The sequence below is a fragment of the Streptomyces sp. NPDC058872 genome, from assembly GCF_042743065.1.
GTDB lineage: Bacteria > Actinomycetota > Actinomycetes > Streptomycetales > Streptomycetaceae > Streptomyces.
Genome location: NZ_JBHYMK010000017.1, coordinates 36,183 through 51,998, shown reverse-complemented (window position 1 = coordinate 51,998; position 15,816 = coordinate 36,183). Strand labels below are relative to the sequence as shown.

18 protein-coding genes are annotated in these 15,816 nt (G+C 69.9%); 6 read left to right on the top strand and 12 right to left on the bottom strand.

Annotated elements, in window-relative coordinates; genetic code table 11:
• Window positions 1-73 precede the first annotated feature (73 nt).
• The 3 genes from ACFW22_RS13470 to ACFW22_RS13460 all read left to right on the top strand — a co-directional run bounded on the left by ACFW22_RS13470 (window position 74) and on the right by ACFW22_RS13460 (window position 1,825).
• Complete coding sequence (locus tag ACFW22_RS13470; protein ID WP_384876114.1) at window positions 74-325, top strand: EF-hand domain-containing protein; 252 nt, start codon at window positions 74-76, stop codon at window positions 323-325.
• Between the two features lie 96 nt (window positions 326-421).
• Window positions 422-1,174, top strand: coding sequence for a hypothetical protein (locus tag ACFW22_RS13465; RefSeq protein ID WP_386402601.1), 753 nt, complete (start codon window positions 422-424; stop codon window positions 1,172-1,174).
• 240 nt (window positions 1,175-1,414) lie between these two features.
• Window positions 1,415-1,825: a barstar family protein gene (locus ACFW22_RS13460; protein WP_386402599.1), complete on the top strand. Its 411-nt coding sequence runs from the start codon at window positions 1,415-1,417 to the stop codon at window positions 1,823-1,825.
• Between the two features lie 139 nt (window positions 1,826-1,964).
• On the opposite strand, the gene ACFW22_RS13455 is transcribed toward ACFW22_RS13460, so the two are convergent.
• Window positions 1,965-2,213 (bottom strand): hypothetical protein, encoded by a 249-nt coding sequence (locus ACFW22_RS13455; RefSeq protein ID WP_386402597.1) that lies wholly within the window; start codon window positions 2,211-2,213, stop codon window positions 1,965-1,967.
• A 140-nt stretch (window positions 2,214-2,353) separates the two neighbouring features.
• On the opposite strand from ACFW22_RS13455, the gene ACFW22_RS13450 reads away from it, so the two are divergent.
• The gene (locus ACFW22_RS13450; protein WP_386402595.1) at window positions 2,354-3,079 is read left to right on the top strand and encodes a dienelactone hydrolase family protein; all 726 of its coding nucleotides are present in this window, start codon (window positions 2,354-2,356) and stop codon (window positions 3,077-3,079) included.
• Window positions 3,080-3,154: 75 nt separating this feature from the next.
• Here the strand turns inward: ACFW22_RS13450 and ACFW22_RS13445 are convergent, their stop codons facing one another.
• Complete coding sequence (locus ACFW22_RS13445; protein WP_386402593.1) at window positions 3,155-3,382, bottom strand: hypothetical protein; 228 nt, start codon at window positions 3,380-3,382, stop codon at window positions 3,155-3,157.
• Window positions 3,383-3,479: 97 nt separating this feature from the next.
• On the opposite strand from ACFW22_RS13445, the gene ACFW22_RS13440 reads away from it, so the two are divergent.
• Complete coding sequence (locus tag ACFW22_RS13440) at window positions 3,480-4,103, top strand: DUF6000 family protein (protein WP_386402591.1); 624 nt, start codon at window positions 3,480-3,482, stop codon at window positions 4,101-4,103.
• 328 nt (window positions 4,104-4,431) lie between these two features.
• On the opposite strand, the gene ACFW22_RS13435 is transcribed toward ACFW22_RS13440, so the two are convergent.
• Window positions 4,432-4,809, bottom strand: a complete 378-nt coding sequence (locus ACFW22_RS13435; RefSeq protein WP_386402589.1) for a hypothetical protein — start codon at window positions 4,807-4,809, stop codon at window positions 4,432-4,434.
• Window positions 4,810-4,941: 132 nt separating this feature from the next.
• On the opposite strand from ACFW22_RS13435, the gene ACFW22_RS13430 reads away from it, so the two are divergent.
• Window positions 4,942-5,535: a DinB family protein gene (locus tag ACFW22_RS13430; RefSeq protein ID WP_386402587.1), complete on the top strand. Its 594-nt coding sequence runs from the start codon at window positions 4,942-4,944 to the stop codon at window positions 5,533-5,535.
• A gap of 129 nt (window positions 5,536-5,664) precedes the next feature.
• Here the strand turns inward: ACFW22_RS13430 and ACFW22_RS13425 are convergent, their stop codons facing one another.
• The 9 genes from ACFW22_RS13425 to ACFW22_RS13385 form a co-directional block, all read right to left on the bottom strand.
• Window positions 5,665-7,032 (bottom strand): (5-formylfuran-3-yl)methyl phosphate synthase, encoded by a 1,368-nt coding sequence (locus ACFW22_RS13425; RefSeq protein ID WP_386402585.1) that lies wholly within the window; start codon window positions 7,030-7,032, stop codon window positions 5,665-5,667.
• A gap of 98 nt (window positions 7,033-7,130) precedes the next feature.
• Complete coding sequence (locus tag ACFW22_RS13420; protein ID WP_386402583.1) at window positions 7,131-8,105, bottom strand: RimK family alpha-L-glutamate ligase; 975 nt, start codon at window positions 8,103-8,105, stop codon at window positions 7,131-7,133.
• A 125-nt stretch (window positions 8,106-8,230) separates the two neighbouring features.
• Window positions 8,231-9,751: an aminopeptidase P family protein gene (locus tag ACFW22_RS13415; RefSeq protein WP_386402581.1), complete on the bottom strand. Its 1,521-nt coding sequence runs from the start codon at window positions 9,749-9,751 to the stop codon at window positions 8,231-8,233.
• Window positions 9,752-9,858: 107 nt separating this feature from the next.
• Window positions 9,859-10,371, bottom strand: coding sequence for a MaoC family dehydratase (locus tag ACFW22_RS13410; RefSeq protein WP_386402579.1), 513 nt, complete (start codon window positions 10,369-10,371; stop codon window positions 9,859-9,861).
• 87 nt (window positions 10,372-10,458) lie between these two features.
• Window positions 10,459-11,817 carry a hypothetical protein gene (locus tag ACFW22_RS13405; protein ID WP_386402577.1) on the bottom strand — a complete coding sequence of 453 codons (1,359 nt, stop codon included), beginning with the start codon at window positions 11,815-11,817 and terminating at the stop codon, window positions 10,459-10,461.
• The gene (locus ACFW22_RS13400) at window positions 11,804-12,829 is read right to left on the bottom strand and encodes an ornithine cyclodeaminase family protein (RefSeq protein ID WP_386402575.1); all 1,026 of its coding nucleotides are present in this window, start codon (window positions 12,827-12,829) and stop codon (window positions 11,804-11,806) included. The genes ACFW22_RS13405 and ACFW22_RS13400 overlap by 14 nt, the downstream gene beginning before the upstream one ends.
• Window positions 12,826-13,695: an HpcH/HpaI aldolase/citrate lyase family protein gene (locus ACFW22_RS13395; RefSeq protein WP_386402573.1), complete on the bottom strand. Its 870-nt coding sequence runs from the start codon at window positions 13,693-13,695 to the stop codon at window positions 12,826-12,828. Before ACFW22_RS13395 ends, ACFW22_RS13400 begins: the two co-directional genes overlap by 4 nt.
• Entirely contained in the window at window positions 13,692-14,936 is a 1,245-nt protein-coding gene (locus ACFW22_RS13390) for an aminotransferase class I/II-fold pyridoxal phosphate-dependent enzyme (RefSeq protein WP_386402571.1), read from the bottom strand. The genes ACFW22_RS13395 and ACFW22_RS13390 overlap by 4 nt, the downstream gene beginning before the upstream one ends.
• The gene (locus tag ACFW22_RS13385) at window positions 14,936-15,802 is read right to left on the bottom strand and encodes a cupin-like domain-containing protein (protein ID WP_386402569.1); all 867 of its coding nucleotides are present in this window, start codon (window positions 15,800-15,802) and stop codon (window positions 14,936-14,938) included. Before ACFW22_RS13385 ends, ACFW22_RS13390 begins: the two co-directional genes overlap by 1 nt.
• Window positions 15,803-15,816: the final 14 nt, after the last annotated feature.

Here is a 15,816-nt window from a genome sequence, read left to right as displayed (position 1 = left end):
GGCGGCCGAGACGTCCTCTCCCACACGAAGCGCCGGCCGCATCTGCGCCCGGCCCCACCGGACAGGACACGTGATGAGCGAGAAGGCCCGGATCCTCTTCGATGCGCTCGACCTCGACCAGGACGGCACGTTGAGCCGTGTCGAGGTCATCCGGGCGATGCGGGAGAAGGGGCCCACCATGGCGGCACAGGGCGTGATCCCCTTCTGGGGGGTCGGGGACGTGGACGACTCCGCTGCCCTCTTCGACGCGGCCGACCAGAACGGCGACCGCGTCCTGAGCTTCGAGGAGTTCGCCGCGGTGGTCAACCGCCGCTTCGGCTGGTGAGCCCCCGCACCCGATGCCCGGGCCGTGGAGCCAGAAGCCGTCGTTGCCACCGGGGTCGGTCGACCCGGATCCGGCAAGGTTTGACATGCTTCCGGGATGGAGAGGCACGTTGCGGAGGCGGCGCGGCGTTGGCTGGCTGACCAGGGCGTCCGTCAGGTGCGCGACGGATGGGTGAGCGACGAGAAGCCGGGCGTGCTGCTCACCGCCCATGAGGTGGCGCACTCCTGGGCCGGCGATGTGTTCGCCGAGGACCTGGATGCGGCCGACCAGGTGCGGTTGGCCTTCGGGCTGCTGGACCTCCTCGACCATTACTGGGTCACCTGCGAGATCCGGTTCGCGGACGACAGCGCGGAGGGGCCCCTGCCGACCGACGTGCTGTGGGACGGCTACCGTCAACGACTGGAAGCGGACCGGGATGCCGAGACCGTCACCTACTCGCTGTGGGTGGACTGGTTCGAGGACCACACCACCTCCACGGCGGCCTTCGCCGAGGTCCTCGGCAATGACATCGACCGAGTGGTGGCCGAGCAATCGGAAGCCCAGCTCCGCCGTGCCCGTCGAGTTCTGGAGTGCTCGGGCCCGGTGCGCTGGACGGTGAAGGAGCCGACTTACCTCACCGCCGCACGACTTCCCACACTGCATTCGGCAGTTTTCCGCGGTGTGCGGTCCAGCTTCCACGATGTCTACGGCGACCTGGAACCGACCGCCGCACTGGCCCTCCTCGACCGTCTGGACCTCCCCGCGGACACCCAGCACCTTGCCGAACTGCGCCACGTACTTGCCGAAGGGCACAAGAACCACCACCGCAACCCCGGCGCCTGGGACGGTGCGATGCGCGCATGCTCCTGAGCCGCGGGCCGGGCAGACCGAAGAAGGACGCCGACGGCCTGGGGTCCGGCCGGGGAGACGACCGCCGCCTTTTCACGGTGGGGGCTTCCCTGCACTTCGCTCTCACGGGCGAAGGCGGGCACGTGGCTCGTCAAAGGGCCTCCAAGGGGGACGGAACGGGGTCAGGGATGGTGGCGGCGCCGGCGACCGCAGGGCAGATCCCCACGCGTCGACAGGATCAGCGCTCTCCACGGGGGTGCGATGCGAACATCAGGGCGGGGTGGCGCGGGGCAGAAGTACGCGCTGACCTCGGACGGGGACGACAGCGACTTCCGGGGCTTCGCGCAGGAAGCGGAAGGGTTGTCCACGCCCCTGCCGGCTGATGCGCCTGCGGGCCAGGTGTTCACCTTGGGCGGCCGACACATCGTTGACCGGGACGCCTTCTACTGCGCGATCGGTGAGGTCGTCAACGGACCCGGTGGGTACTTCGGCTGGAACCCGGACGCCCTGGACGACTGTCTGAGAGGCGGCTGGGGCGCGACCGCTCCGTCACCCTGCACCGGGACTTCTCCGCCGAGGCCCGGACGCGGTTGGCGGAGCGGGTGCCCGCCGGTGATCGCGAGCTTGTGCTGTTCGACCTCCTCCTGGAGACCTTCGAGGAACGGGGCGTGAGCGTCGTCCTTCGGTGAGGGGCCGTGAACAGACTCCGTCTGCGCGCAGCAGCGTCCGGTGTGCCCGCCCTTCGGGCGGACGGTGTTCCGTTCGCGGGCTCTTGCCCTTCGGAGTTTCGACGCTCAGCGGTGTGACCTGATCAGGGCTTCGCCGGCCCGTAGGTGCCGTTCTCGAAGGTGATGACGGTCTGCTCGGTCTCGTACTCCTCTCGGAAGTATCCGCCGTAGCCGGGTTCCTCGATGTGGGGTGCGAGCAGGTCGAGGATGGTGACGAGCTCGCCCATCTCGTCGTCGAGCCAATGATTGCGGCTGAACAGGCCCCGTGCAATGAGGCGAAGGCCGTGCTGACCCCCCGAGAGTCCGCCCACGGACAACCACGTTCGGGGCATCGTTGGAGGTCAGACCATAGAGAACAAGCTGGACCGAACCGTTGACGAGGGGGTTCCGGCCGCGTACGCCGGAGACCTGCCTTCCGCCAGCGGCGGAACACCAGCCCGACCCGGCTCGACGGTCACTACAGTCCAGGATCATGACGACAATCACCACCCGCACGATCGACTACGCGGCCGACGGCCTGACGATGATCGGACACCTGGCGCTCCCGGCCGGTGCAGATCGCCGGCCCGCGGTCCTGGTAGGGCCCGAGGGGGTGGGGCTCAGCGACGTCGAGCGCGGCCGGGCCGATGCGCTCGCCGAGCTGGGATACGTGGCGCTGGCCTTCGACCTCCACGGCGGGCGCTATCTGGACGACCCCGAGGAGATGTTGGCCCGTTGCACGCCGCTGCTCGCCGACCCCGACCGGATGCGAGGCATCGGCCGCGCAGCGCTCGACGTGCTCCTCGCCGAACCACGGACCGACCCGGGCCGGATCGCCGCCGTCGGCTACGGCACCGGGGGTGCAATCGCGCTGGAACTCGGGCGCGACGGCGCCGACCTGCGCGCGATCGCGACAGTCAACGGACTGACCACGGGCCGACCGGGCGAGACGGCGCGCATGCGCTGCCCGGTGTGGGCCGGGGTCGGGTCGGAAGACCCGATCATGCCGGCCGCACAACGGGACGCATTCACCGCCGAGATGCAGGCAGCGGGCGTCGACTGGCGTCTCGTGGTCTACGGCGGCGCCTTGCACGCCTTCCATCACCCGCCGGTCGACCACATCGTGCTTCCCGGGGTTGGCCATCACCCTCAGCACGCGCGGCGAGCTTGGCGGGACGTCGTCGACCTGCTCGCCGAGTGCCTGCCCGTAGCGGAGTGATCCGGGCGGACCGGGGTCTGTTCACACACGCTGACGGGGGCAGCTCGCTGCGTCGAGGCGTCGCTCTGGGGAGCGTCACTCGGACTCCTGCGGACGGCGGCGCGCGGGGAGGCCGCGGTGGACGGCTGGTCTCCGAGTTCGGCGTTGGGTCTCGTCGCGCTTGGCGCGGAGGAGGGTGAGGGCGAGGTCGATGCCCTCGATCTCACCGTTCCAGCCTTCGGCATCGGCCTGCGTCCTGCGTTGCAGGAGGCCGGCTTGGAGTTCGGGGAACCGGGCGAGCGTCTTGGGATCGGCGTGGAACATCGGGCAGCGGACACCGGCTTCTCTGAACCAGCCATCGCCGCTCGAGGCTCTGCGTAAATCGCTGGCAGCCGGGTCCTCGCCGGGCAAGGATGCAGCCATGCGTCATGCCGGCACCGATCCCGAGCTCATGGACCTGATCCGACGATTCGTCACGCCCGGCCGACGGTACCTGCGGCTGGGTGGAAGCTCGCTGCGGTTGAGCGGGCCTGAGCGCGACCTTTTCATGAGGGAGCTGGTTCAGGCTGCCGGGGAGATCACTCCCGCTGAGCTCGGCATCCTTTTCGAAGGCGGTTGGCGAGAGCGGAAGACTGCTTCCTGGCTGGTTGTCGTAGCGGGCAGGACCGAGTTCCGCAGCCGCATCGGCGAACTCCTGCTGGCCAGCGGAGGCCCCTACAGCGGATCCTCCTGCATCGCTCTTGCCGCTTTCGGCACCAGCGCGGACGCCGACCTGCTCTGTGAGTACCTTGATCGCTACTTGCCTCAAACCGACCTCGTCTACGACCAGACCTTTGCTCTCAGCACACTGCTTCACCTCGATTCCGTCCTTGGGACCGAGCGGGCGTCCCGATACCTTGCCGCCGGTGGCCTGTGGCAGCAGTGGACCGATGCCACGTCGAACACGGTGCGGGATCCGCAGGAGTACCGGCAGGTCGTGGACCGGCTCTGTTCCTTCGCGGGCGAGTGCGCTGAACTCTTCGCCAGAACGAAAACCGGGCGCTGACCCTCCCGACCCGACCGCTGGACACCGACTGCTTCGGACCCCTCGGTAGGATCTGGGCCATGTGCGGTGGCAGACCGTTCATGACGGTGTCGGTCACGAAGTTCCTGCGGAAACGGGCCCACCGCACGACCGTGGCATCGACGTGGACGGCAGCCATGGGTGCGACGTCTTCCCCGCGCCGGCGGCACAAGGACAAACGGGGAGTCCCGAGCGTGACCGATGGGCCCCGGCAGTTGGGGGCGGCGTCGACGGTGCAGGCGCGGTTCTGGAGGACCGGACCGCTTCACGGACGACCGACCGGCACCGCGCATCCACGTTCAGCACTTCGTCAGCGGTCGACCGCCCACGGCGCATCAGGCGGCCGGGAACCCTCGCTCACGATGTGCCGGAAGATCCTGAGTGCCTCCTCAAGCGGCACGGTGTCCTCGTTCGGGTACTCGTCGTGCTGCCCGTTGGAGAGGACGAACCCCGTGCTCGATCCACGGGCTCCCGGGTCAACCGCGCGTTCACCGGGAGCGTCCGTCCCGTTGAGCAGTGCGACCATCGCCCGCTCGCCGTTGGTCACGAAGGTCAGCGAGCGGCCGGACGAACTGATCAGCCACGTCTCGCGCCGCCCTCCGTCGATCCTCTCCCGAAGCACCTGCTGCACGGTGTCGGGAGACACCGACGCACCGTCGTCCTCGTCGATCGCCCACGTCTCGTCCATGCATGCGACGATCCCACGGGCGGATTCGGGAGACGGGCCCCGGGCGCCAGCGGCCCCTCCCCCGTCCTGCGCGACAGCCCCTCGGATTGCCGAGAGACCCTCGCTGTCAGTGGCGACTGCGAGACTCGGGCCATGGAACCCAACACTCCCAAGGACGACCTCCACCGCTACCTCAAGGCGGCCCGCGAGTCGGTCGTCTGGAAGCTGGACGGTCTGTCGGAGTACGACGTCCGTCGCCCCCTGACGCCGACCGGCACCAATCTGCTCGGTCTCGTGAAGCACCTCGCCAGCGTCGAGTTCGGTTACTTCGGTGCTGTCTTCGGCCGCCCGCACGATGAGCACCTTCCCTGGTACGAGGAAGGCGCCGAGCCCAATGCGGACATGTGGGCGACCGCCGATGAGTCGCGCGAGGACATCCTCGGTCTCTACCGCCGCGCCTGGGCACATGCGGACGCCACGATCGAAGCGTTGCCGCTCGGTGCGACGGGCCACGTCGCTTGGTGGGGCGACGACGGAAGCGTCACGCTCCAGCGGATCATGCTGCACATGACGACCGAGACGCACCGGCACGCCGGTCACGCCGACATCGTCCGCGAACTGATCGACGGCAAGGTCGGCTTGCGCGAGGGCAGTCGCAACCTGGCCGGTGGCGACGAGGCCTGGTACCGGGACTACTGGAACCGGCTGGAGGCGTCCGCCAAGGAGGCCCAGGCCACACGGGGATGAGGGCTTCGAGGGGGGACCTCGCACCGGTGCCCCATGCCGCCTGTCCCCGTGCGGGTCGAGGGCGGGGAACGCCGGGGCCAGGCGGATTCCACCCGTCCCCGACGTGTCGTCCGGTGGACGGTGACGGGTTCAGTCCGTCGGTCGACCCGGCGCGCTCAGGACGGACAGGTCGCCGTAGCGGTCCGCGACACGCACGTCCAGGCCCTCGTGGCGGGCGAGCAGGGCTTCCAGGTCGGTGCGGAACTTCGGTGAGTGCGTCATGTGCTCGGGCACGACCAGATGGCCGCCCTGTTCGGGCGGGATGATCCCGGCCACGAGCCCCCGGCGGACCACCCGGTCGTGGCGGGTCGCGGCGCCGGTGCCGCCCAAGGGGTCGCGGGCGAGCGCGACGACTCCGCCACGGGCGGAGAGCTGGTCGAGGTCGGGCACCAGGCGCCAGATCTGCTGGGCCTGGTGGCTCTGGACGGAACCGGCGAGATTGGCTTCCAGGCCGCGGGCGTGGCACAGGTCCACGAAGAGGCGGATCTCCTCGAGGGAGAGGATTCCGGTGCGGGGCAGGCCGTGGTCGTCGACGTCATGGGCGTCCAGGTCGACGAGTTCGTCGCTTCCGGCGGTGGAGATCAGGCCGATGCGGGCGACCTTCAGCAGGATGCTGGTGTCGATCATGATGGCGTCCGCCCCGGCGGCTGCGCTGGCTTCGACCATGGTCCGGATCGCCTCGGCGTCGGTGCGGCGGCGACGGGTCAGACCGTGGTCGGCGTGGGGGAAGGGCTCGCTGACGGTGACGTGGGTACCGCGTGCCGCCGCCGGAAGGGCACCACGGGCTTTCAGCTCTGCCCCATCGGGGCGCCGGTCGGGGAAGAGCGGGTTCCCGTCGTCGCCGAGCAGGGCGTCCGCGTACTCCGCGAGATCGAAGGCGTCCGACGCGTCGGACGTCGCCGGATCGTACGCGCGCAGGCCCACCAGCGCGCGACGGACCTGTGGCAGCGTCTTGCGGGCGTCCCACAGGTCCAGGTCCTGCGCGAACAACACGGACATGACACGGGTTCGCCCGAGCCCGTCAGCGCGTCGCAGGGTCGTGGTGATCTCGCCGAGGACATCACCGAGTCGGTCGACCCCCATGCCGTCGAGGCCCACCTTCACGATCGGGCAGGGGTGGACGTGCACGCCCATGGACACCGCGACGCCGAGGGCGGCCTGGGCGGCCTTGCCGACGGTTTCGTACGCGGACTTGGCGATCGCCAAACCGTTCCCGGCCCGCCGGTAGAGCAGTTGGTCCTCTCCGATGTTGGTGCTCAACTGCACGGGGAGGTCGCGGCGGACGGCGAGGACCGCGTCGGCGATGTCCATGATGCGGCGGGGCTTGATCGTTCCGAGCGCGCTGCGCGGGTCTTCGCTGTCGATGATCCGCGCCCCGCCGAGCACGGCCTCTCGGGCCTCCTGCGGCCCGAACACGCTGACCAGTAGCCTCCGGTCCGCACCCCTACCGTTCTGCACGTGCCGTCCCCGTTCTTCGCGTGTGATCAACAAACGTGATCACACGCTATCCAGACCGCCATGTGCACGTCATCACCCTCACGGGTGAAGCACGGGAGTCAGGGCACGCCCGGCTTCGGCACCGGGCGCACGGGCTTCAGCGGGGCTCGGTCCGACGCACCGAGCCGTCGCCGGCAGGCGGCGGCGACGGCTTCGGCGACGCCGGGCATGTCCGGCCGCCAGGTGGGATTGGAGTTCACCTCGCACACCGAGAAAGAGCCGTCGGCCTCGAAGAGGAGATCCACGCCGGCGACACCGAGGCCCACGGCATCCGCCGCTTCGACTGCCAGCGCCTCCGCATCCGGATGTCTACCGGTGCAGACGGTGTGGGTTCCGCCCTGCGCCAGATTGGAGACCAGACGGTCGTCGCCGGCGGTCCGCACAGCAGTGGCCACGGCCCGGCGGTCGACCACGACGACGCGCAGGTCCCGGCCGTGGGAGTGGGAGACGTACCGTTGCAAGAGATAGGGATGGCGATCGTCCAGACTGCCCGCCACGCCCCGCAACCAGGTGTCGTCGGGCGCGAGGAAGACCCGCTGCCCGCGGTGGCCCCGCACCGCCTTCACCACGTACGGCGGCGGGACGCCCGCATCGAGCACCTGCTCCAGGGGCGCGTCGGTGTGGGTGTGGGTATCGGGAACGGGGAGGCCCGCGGCGGCCAACTGCTGCAACTGCCAGAACTTGTTGGCCGCGGCCAGGACCGCCTCGGCGGGGTTGATCAGCCGGGTTCCCATCGCGGCCAGGTGCCGCAGGAGGGTGACGCCCCGGTCAGCCGACAGGGACGTCATCGACAGGCGGGCGTAGGCGACGGCGGGCGCGGCGACGGGACGTCCGCAGGTGTCGGTCATCGCGAGCCGTCCGTCCTCCACGCCGAGCACCAGACGCCTGCCGTGGACGACCGCGGCCCGGTTGCCGAGTTCCGCGGCGAAGGAATCCACCAGCGAAGAGGTGACCGGACCGGCATGACCGGTCGCGTCCCGGCCGAGCCCCGGGCACAGCAGCAGCCAGACCTCGGCCCCGCCCGTCGTCGACATGTCCGCCCCTCCGTCTACCGGCGGCCCGCCCCCGGGAAACGGGACGGAGCATTCCCCTGGCGCCCCCAGCCGGCCCGCCGCCGGAGCACCCCTCCGGGCGGACGGTGCTCCTTCCGAGATGCTCCCTAGCGGGGGCCGTCCCCACCCGCAGCCGCGGACACCCGGGCGATCCACTCCTCGACCTCGTGGGAGCCGCGCGGCATCGCGGCGGAGAGGTTCTCGCAGCCGTCCTCGGTCACCAACACGTCGTCCTCGATGCGCACGCCGATCCCCCGGAACTCTTCCGGGGCCAGGAGGTCGTCGGCCTTGAAGTAGAGCCCCGGCTCGACCGTGAGGATCATGCCCGGCTTCAGCTCGCCGTCCATGTACTCCTGGCGCAGCAGCAACTGGCAGTCGTGCACGTCCATGCCCAGGTGGTGGGAGGTGCCGTGGACCATCCAGCGGCGGTGCCAGCCGCCGCGCTCGGGGTCGAGGGTCTGTTCGAGCGTGACCCCTTCGGGCAGCAGTCCCCACTCGTGCAGGCGCCGTGCGATGACTTCGTTGGCGGCGGCGTGGATGTCGCTGAACTTGTTGCCCGGCTTCACCGCGGCCATGCCGGCCTGCTGTGCCTCGTGCACCGCGTCGTAGATCTTGCGCTGGACGTCGGTGAAACGGCCGGTGACCGGAAGGGTGCGCGTGATGTCGGCGGTGAACAGCGAGTCGATCTCGATGCCGGCGTCCACCAGGATCAGGTCGCCCTCGCGGACCTCTCCGGTGTTCTTCGTCCAGTGGATGGTGTTGGCGTGGTCGCCCGACGCGCAGATGGACTCGTAACCGACGCCGTTGCCCTCGTGCCGGGCGTAGAGGCCGAAGATCCCCTCGACCCAACGCTCGCCGCGTCCCTTGCGGACGGCTTCCGGAAGGGTCGCGATGATCGCCTCGAAGCCCTCGTGGGTCGCGGCGATCGCCTTGCGCATCTCGCTGACCTCCCAGTCGTCCTTGACGATGCGCATTCCGGACAGGTGGCGGGCCAACTCCCCGTCCGCCTCTTCCTGTTCCTCGGCGGACAGGGAGCTGCCCGCCTGGGTACGGGTGGCGTCGACGAGCAGGGCGAGCTCCGGGTCCGCCGCCCGGACGACCCGGAGGCGGGCAGCAGCCTCGTCCTTGGCGAGGTCCCCGGCGAGCGAGTCGATGTGACGGACGATGAGGCCGAGTTGCGACTCGACGTCCGCGACGGTCGGGCGGGCGCCGACCCAGAACTCCCCGTAGCGGGAATCGCTGTAGAACTCCTCGGTGTCGCGCGGGGCCGGCGGCCGGAAGTACAGGACGGCCTGGTGCCCGCCCCCGGCGACGGGATCGAGGACGAGGACGCCATCGGGGTCGGCGTCCGCGCCGAACCCGGAGAGGTGGGCGAAGGCGGTGTGCGGCCGGAACGTGTAGTCGGTGTCGTTGCTGCGCACCTTCAGTCCGCCGGCCGGAATGACGAGCCGTTCACCGGCGAACCGCCGGGACACGGCCGCCCGTCGACGGGCCGCGTGGTCGGCGACCTCGGCCCGGGGCGTGGGCGGCCGGTCGTCGGTCGCCCAGCCGGAGGCCATGAAGTCGCGGAACGCGTTGTTGGTGGGGGTGCCGCGGTGGCCGGCCTTGGGTTGGTTCTCGCTCGTCATGCGCGCCATCCTGTCAGAGCGACCGATCATTCGGGTCGCTATCGATCAAACTGACGATTACTCACATCGCCTTGTCGGAAAAGCCTTCGGCACCGGTACCCGGCCCCTCACCGGCACTCTTCCTGCGAAGGGGCGGCCTCGCGGCAACGGACCATGAAGGACCGCTCGAAGACGATGACGGTCTCTCCCGTCGACTTCGTGCCGGTCGTCTCCACCGTGATGATCCCCTGCCCGGGCCGGGACCGCGACAACCGCTTGTCCAGGATCCGACTCGTCGCGTAGAGGGTGTCACCGACGAAGACGGGATCCTTCAGACGGACCCTGTCCCACCCCAGATTGGCCACCGCCCGCGCCGACAGGGCCTGGACGGTCATTCCGCCGATCAGACACAGCGTGATGCCGCTGTTCACCAGGACCTTGCCGTACTCGGCCCCGGCACCGTAGTTCTGATCGAAGTGGAGCGGGTGCTGATTCATCGTCAGCAGGGTCAGCCAGGTGTTGTCCGCCTCGGACAGGGTACGCCCGGGCCAGTGCCGGATCACCATGCCGGGTTCGAAGTCCTCGTAGTCCCCGCCGTGTTCCTCGACGTACTCGTTTTCCTTGACGTGACGCAGGGCCATGCGCTTTCACTCCGATGTCGCTGAAGGACGGGGCCGGCGCGCACGACGCGCCGGCCCGAAGGGCAGTGCGGAAGAGATGGCAGGGCGTCAGATCGCCACCATCACGTTGTCGGAACTGCTCACCCCTCCCCGGACGCTGACGATGCCGGCGGAACCGTCGCCGTAGAAGCGGCAGAACAGCCCGGCCGGACGCCCGCCGAACAACAGGGGCCCCAACACCGGAGCGACATCGGCTTCGTAGGGCTCGTCACGGCCGTCGACGATCAGGGAGGCGCGACAGGTCTGCGGCTCCACGAACTCCTGCACCACGCTGGGGCCACCGTCGACGGCGTCGCTGACGGCGGACTCCCACGCGGCCTGGTCGACCTGGCGGCCGATGACGACCTGCTTGCCGCACTCTCCCAGGCCCGCCTTGAGCACCAGCCGCTCCCGGTTCGCCCGTACGAACGGCAGCAGGTCGACCTGCTCCCCCTCCCGATGGGTCTTCCGCTCCGAGAGGACCCGCGTCCACGGCAAGTAGCGCTCGACGAGCGCGCGCTCCCCCTCGGTCATCCAGGGCCTTCCCTCCGACAACCAGCCCATGGCGAGCTTGCTGTGCAGGAAGGTCGACGTCTGGGTGCCCACGAGCACGCAGCCGTGGTCCAGGGCGTCCTGGACCGGGGTGGTGTCGAGCCCCACTTCGAGCCAGTCCGGGATGGTGAAGTTCCGCAGCCCGATCGGATGGCGCAGGTGCGGGGCGCAGTCCCACGCCTCGTGCAGTTCGTCGGGTTCGAAGAAGCGGGCGGTCAGACCGTGGCCGTTGTAGTAGTCGGCCTCCATCTCGAAGTACCGCGGCTCCACGCCGTTCACCCGGGCGCTGCCGACGACGGCGATCCGTGGTGCGAGCGCCAGCTCCGCACTGATCGACCGGAACATCTCGGCACGCACGGCGAACGGACGGGGGGAACGGAACGGGGTCCGACCGTCCTCGTCGGCGTGCAGCCTGCGCCACACCGACAGTCGGCTCTCCGTCTCGACCACTCCGCCGAGGGCGCCGCTGACGTTGAACTCCAGGAACTGCGGTCCGTTCGGGCCGATGACCAGATCGGGCCGGACCACGGAATCGGCGTACCGCTCCTCGACGAACGCGTCGTCCGTCCACAACCGGTCCTCGGTGGCGGGCATGTCGTACGCCGCCAGCCGTTCGGCGGTGGTGCGGCCGCTCTCCAGGGCGGTGCGGCGCAGCAGCCCGGTCAGGGCGACGCTCACCCGGAAGACCTCGGCGTAGGAGGTGCGCGGGATCGCCATGGGCGCCGCGGGAAGGTGCGGCTGATACGGCCAGCCGGTGTCCCTGAGCTCGTGCCGCAGCATGTGGCGGATCGTGTCGGCCGGCGCGGCGGGCTTCAGCCGGTGGCGGCCGAACCACGGGTGCCCGTTCGCCGTGCCGATGTCCTCAAGCGTGTCCATCGGAGGTTCCCCTTCCCGTCGGGGGAACGGCGGACCGGCCGCTCGTTCCCGGTACGGCCCCGCGGTGCGCCTCGAACAGGGCCACCGCGGCCGCCGTGTCCTCGATTGCCATGCCGACCGTGCGCAGGACCGAGGTCCGGCCGTCGACGACGACCTTTCCGCTCACCAACAGTCCCAATTCCTGGAGGGCCTCGGCCGCGATGAGGCCGCCGTCCAGGGCGGCTCTGACCTCTCCCGCGCCGTCCAGGGCAGCGGTCCGGTCCTCGACCACGGTCACCGCGTCGGTCAGCAGGGCCGGATCGAGCTCGATGGCACCCGGATGGGTCCCTCCGATGACGTTGACGTGGGCCCCGGGAGCCACCCAGTCCGCCTCCACCACGGGTGCGGCGTCGGCGGTCGACGTGGCCGTGCAGACGATCGGGGCGTCGGTGACGGCCTCCCGTGCAGAAGCGCAGGCCCTCGCACGGACGGAGGGGCCCGCCGTGTCACGGATCCATGCGACGAACTCCTCGGCACCCGCGCGGGTGCGCGAATGGACCCGGACGGTACGGATCGGACGCACCGCCGTGATCGCCCGGACCAGTGCGCGGGCCTGCACGCCCGCACCGATCACCGCCAGGTCGTCACTGTCGCCAGGAGTGCACCAGCGGGTCGCCAGGGCGGCGACCGCGCCGGTGCGGACGGCAGTGAGCTCGGCACCGTCGAGGAGCGCGGTGATCCTCCCCGTCTCCAGGTCCGTGAGCGCGACGATCCCGTGGATCAGGGGCAGCCCGCGTGTCGGGTTGTCGGGGGTGAGCGTGGTGACCTTGACGCTGCCCACCCCGCGCCGCTCCCACACGGCGGGGCTGACCAGGAGGACCCGCTGCTCGCCGTGCTCGATGACGGTGCGGCCGGGAGAGCGGGTCAGGCCCGCGGCGAGGTCGGTGAACATCTCACCGAGCACGTCGATCACACGGATCATGCGGTGGGAACCGGACATGTCCGCGGCCTGGAGCATCACCGGTGCGGTCACGGCGTCTCGTCCTCCTTGCCGAAGCGACTCGCCCAGGCGTCCTCGCGGGCCACCGTGGTGCGGGCCAGCCGGGCGAACGGCGGGCCGACCATGTTGCCGTCCAGGACCGCGATCCCGCCGTCGGCGGCCTTCACGGCTTCCGCCACCCGGCGGGCCAGTCCCAGTTCCTCGGTCCGGGGTCGCAGGATGCGGTTGATCACGTCGAGTTCCGCCGGGTGCACGGTCGCCTTGCCCTGGAACCCGAGCCCCCGGGCCCGGGTGGTCTCCTCGGTGAGGACGGCCGGCTCGGAGAGCCGGAAGTTGGCCGTGTCGATGCAGGCCGTGTCGTGCCGGGCGCAGGCCATCGCCATGGCCTGCCGTGCGGCCTGCATGGCCTCCCAGGTGATCTCGACCCCGAGCGTGGCGGCCAGGTCGGCGGAGCCGAGGACCAGGCCGTCGGCGGCCCTCGCGATGGCGTCGATGCCGGTGACGGCCTCGACCGTCTCCACGGTGACGTAGATCTCCGGGTGTGCGCCCGCGGACGCCAGCGTCCGGCGCAACAGGTCGACCTCGACGGCCGAGGTCACCATGGTCATCATGACGATGCCCGGTTTCACCGGGGCCTCGGTGAGCATCAGCACGTCGTGGACCGCTGCGATGCCCCCGAGCTCGTTCATGCGCACGGCGAGGTTCTCCGGCCGCGCCGACTTCTCCAGCGCGGCCCGGCAGACCGAGCGTGCGGCCGGCTTGTCGGCCGGCGGCACGGAGTCCTCCAGGTCGATCAGGTGGACGTCCGCGTCGTACGACCACGCCTTGACGACCCGCTCGAGGGACAGTGCCGGGGTGTACAGGATGCTGCGCGGGACCGCCCGAGCCATGCCGGTCACCGGGCTTCCGGCTCGGACGCCGGCCGGGCGCCGGCCTCGACCAGTGCGGAGCAGAGTCGCCTGATCTGCTCCTCGGATTGGCCGGCCCGCAGCATCACGCGCAGTCCCGCGGTGCCGCGGGCAACGATCGGGAAGAACACCGGCGAGGTGTAGAAGCCGGCGGCGAAGACCTGCCGGGCCGCGTCGACGACCGTCTCGTCGCTCATCGGCACCACGCGGATCGGGTAGGTGGCGGCGGCCTGCTCGGTCGTGACCAGCGAGTCGAACAGCGCGATGTTGGAGCGCAAGCGCTCCTGCAGTCGCGGGAGTTCCTCGGTGCGGTGGATCTCGGCGGAGGCGAGTGCGGCTCCGACCGCGGCGGCGTTCATCTTCTGGGAGTAGCCCAGCGGGCCCGCGAAGCGCTCGACGAGTCGCCGCGTCTCCTCTCCGTAGCCGTCGAGGAGGATCGCCGTGCCGCCGGCGCCGAAGCCCTTGCTCAGGGTGGCCACGGTGATGGTCCGCTCGTCCAGGACCGGGGAGTGCGAGCGCACGTAACCGATGCCGCGCTCGCCGTACGCGGACAGCGAGTGCGAGTCGTCGTAGAAGACCAGCAGGTTGTACTTCTCCTGGAGCTCGGCGAGTTCGTGCACGGGTGCGTAGCCGCCCAGACTGTCCGAGCCGTCGACCACGTAGCAGACGCGCTCGTAGGTGCGGCACATGTCCTTGAGGAAGTCCAGGTCGTGGTGGCGGCAGGTCACGACCTCGCTCTCGTCGGCGCAGCTCGGTTTGGCGTTCGCCATGGAGACGTGGGCGTTCTTGTCGAAGACCATGAGCGGGCGGGTGCCGTTGCCGAGGTGCCCGGACGCGATGAGGGGGAGCAGGCCGGTGCTGGCCGCTGCGGTGGATATCGCGCTGATCACCATCGCGCCGAACAGTTCGCCCAGTGACTCTTCCAGTTCCAGCAGGACCGGCGTCTGGACCCGGGTGCGCGGGATGCAGTGGTCGAGCACGCCGAAGCGGCGCAGGGAGGCGACCGCCCCGTCGATGACCTTGGGGTGGGTGTCCAGGTCGAGGTAGGAGCAGACGGTGAAGTTGACGAACTCGTGTCCGTCGGGCATCTGGAACACGCCGTCGTTGAGGTCGCCCACGATGCCGGCGACGCCGTGCTCATAGGACATGTTCCAGAAGGCGTTGCCGATCCCGATCAGCCTGTCGTTGTTGCGGTACAGGTGGGTGGGGGTGATGGTCTTGCGCTCGCTCATCAGGAGTTCACCTCGGTGGGCCGGTAGCTGTAGACGCCCTTGAGCCTCCGGTAGGCGTACGTGTAGAGCGCGACGCCCAACACGTGCGGCCGGTGGAGGATCTTCTTGGACTTGAGCCAGAAATTGACGTTGATGTTCATGTCGTCGAGCGACTCGGCCTGGTGCCACCAGCCCAGGGGCAGATAGAGCATGTGGCCGGGTTCCAGGACGAAGTCACGGCGCTGGGCGAGTTTGGCCGCCACCCGCGGGTAGCGCTTGAGGTCGACGTCGGCGAGGTCGACCACCCGGGACTTGTCCCCGTAGCCCTGGAGCACCGACCGCGGGTAGTAGTCCCGCACGCCGGGCGGTGCGATGACGAACCGCTTGCGGCCTTCGAGCGCGATGTTGAAGTTCTCGAACTCGTCGAAGTGGTTCTTGGTGAACACGCCGCGGTGGCTGATCCACAGGTTGGCGGCGTACAGGGAGTTCCCGTACCCGAAGAACTCTTCGGCGTCGAAGCCGATGACGGCGTTGACGTCGGCCGGGCTGCTGCGGATGTTCGACACCACTCGGTGCCAGGTGTCCGTGCCGTTGAGGAGCCGCTCGTCCGCGAAGAACTCGCGGAGCCTGATGTCCCGCGTCTCCCAACGCCCCGGGTGGTTCTTGTCGCCCGGCTCGGTGAAGAGGGTGACGGTCATGTCGGCCAGGCGCGCGGCCACCTCGTCCCGGCCGAGCCCCTGCACGCTGCTCGGCAGTTTGATCACCACGGGTTGGTCGGCCTTGTACAGCCCCTGGGGGCCGACGGCCAGGAACTCGTCGAACGACATGCGGGTGACCTCCACACCCGCCGTCCCGTTCGGCTCGGGCAGGGCGTCCGGAACTGCCATGTCGTCGTCCTCCT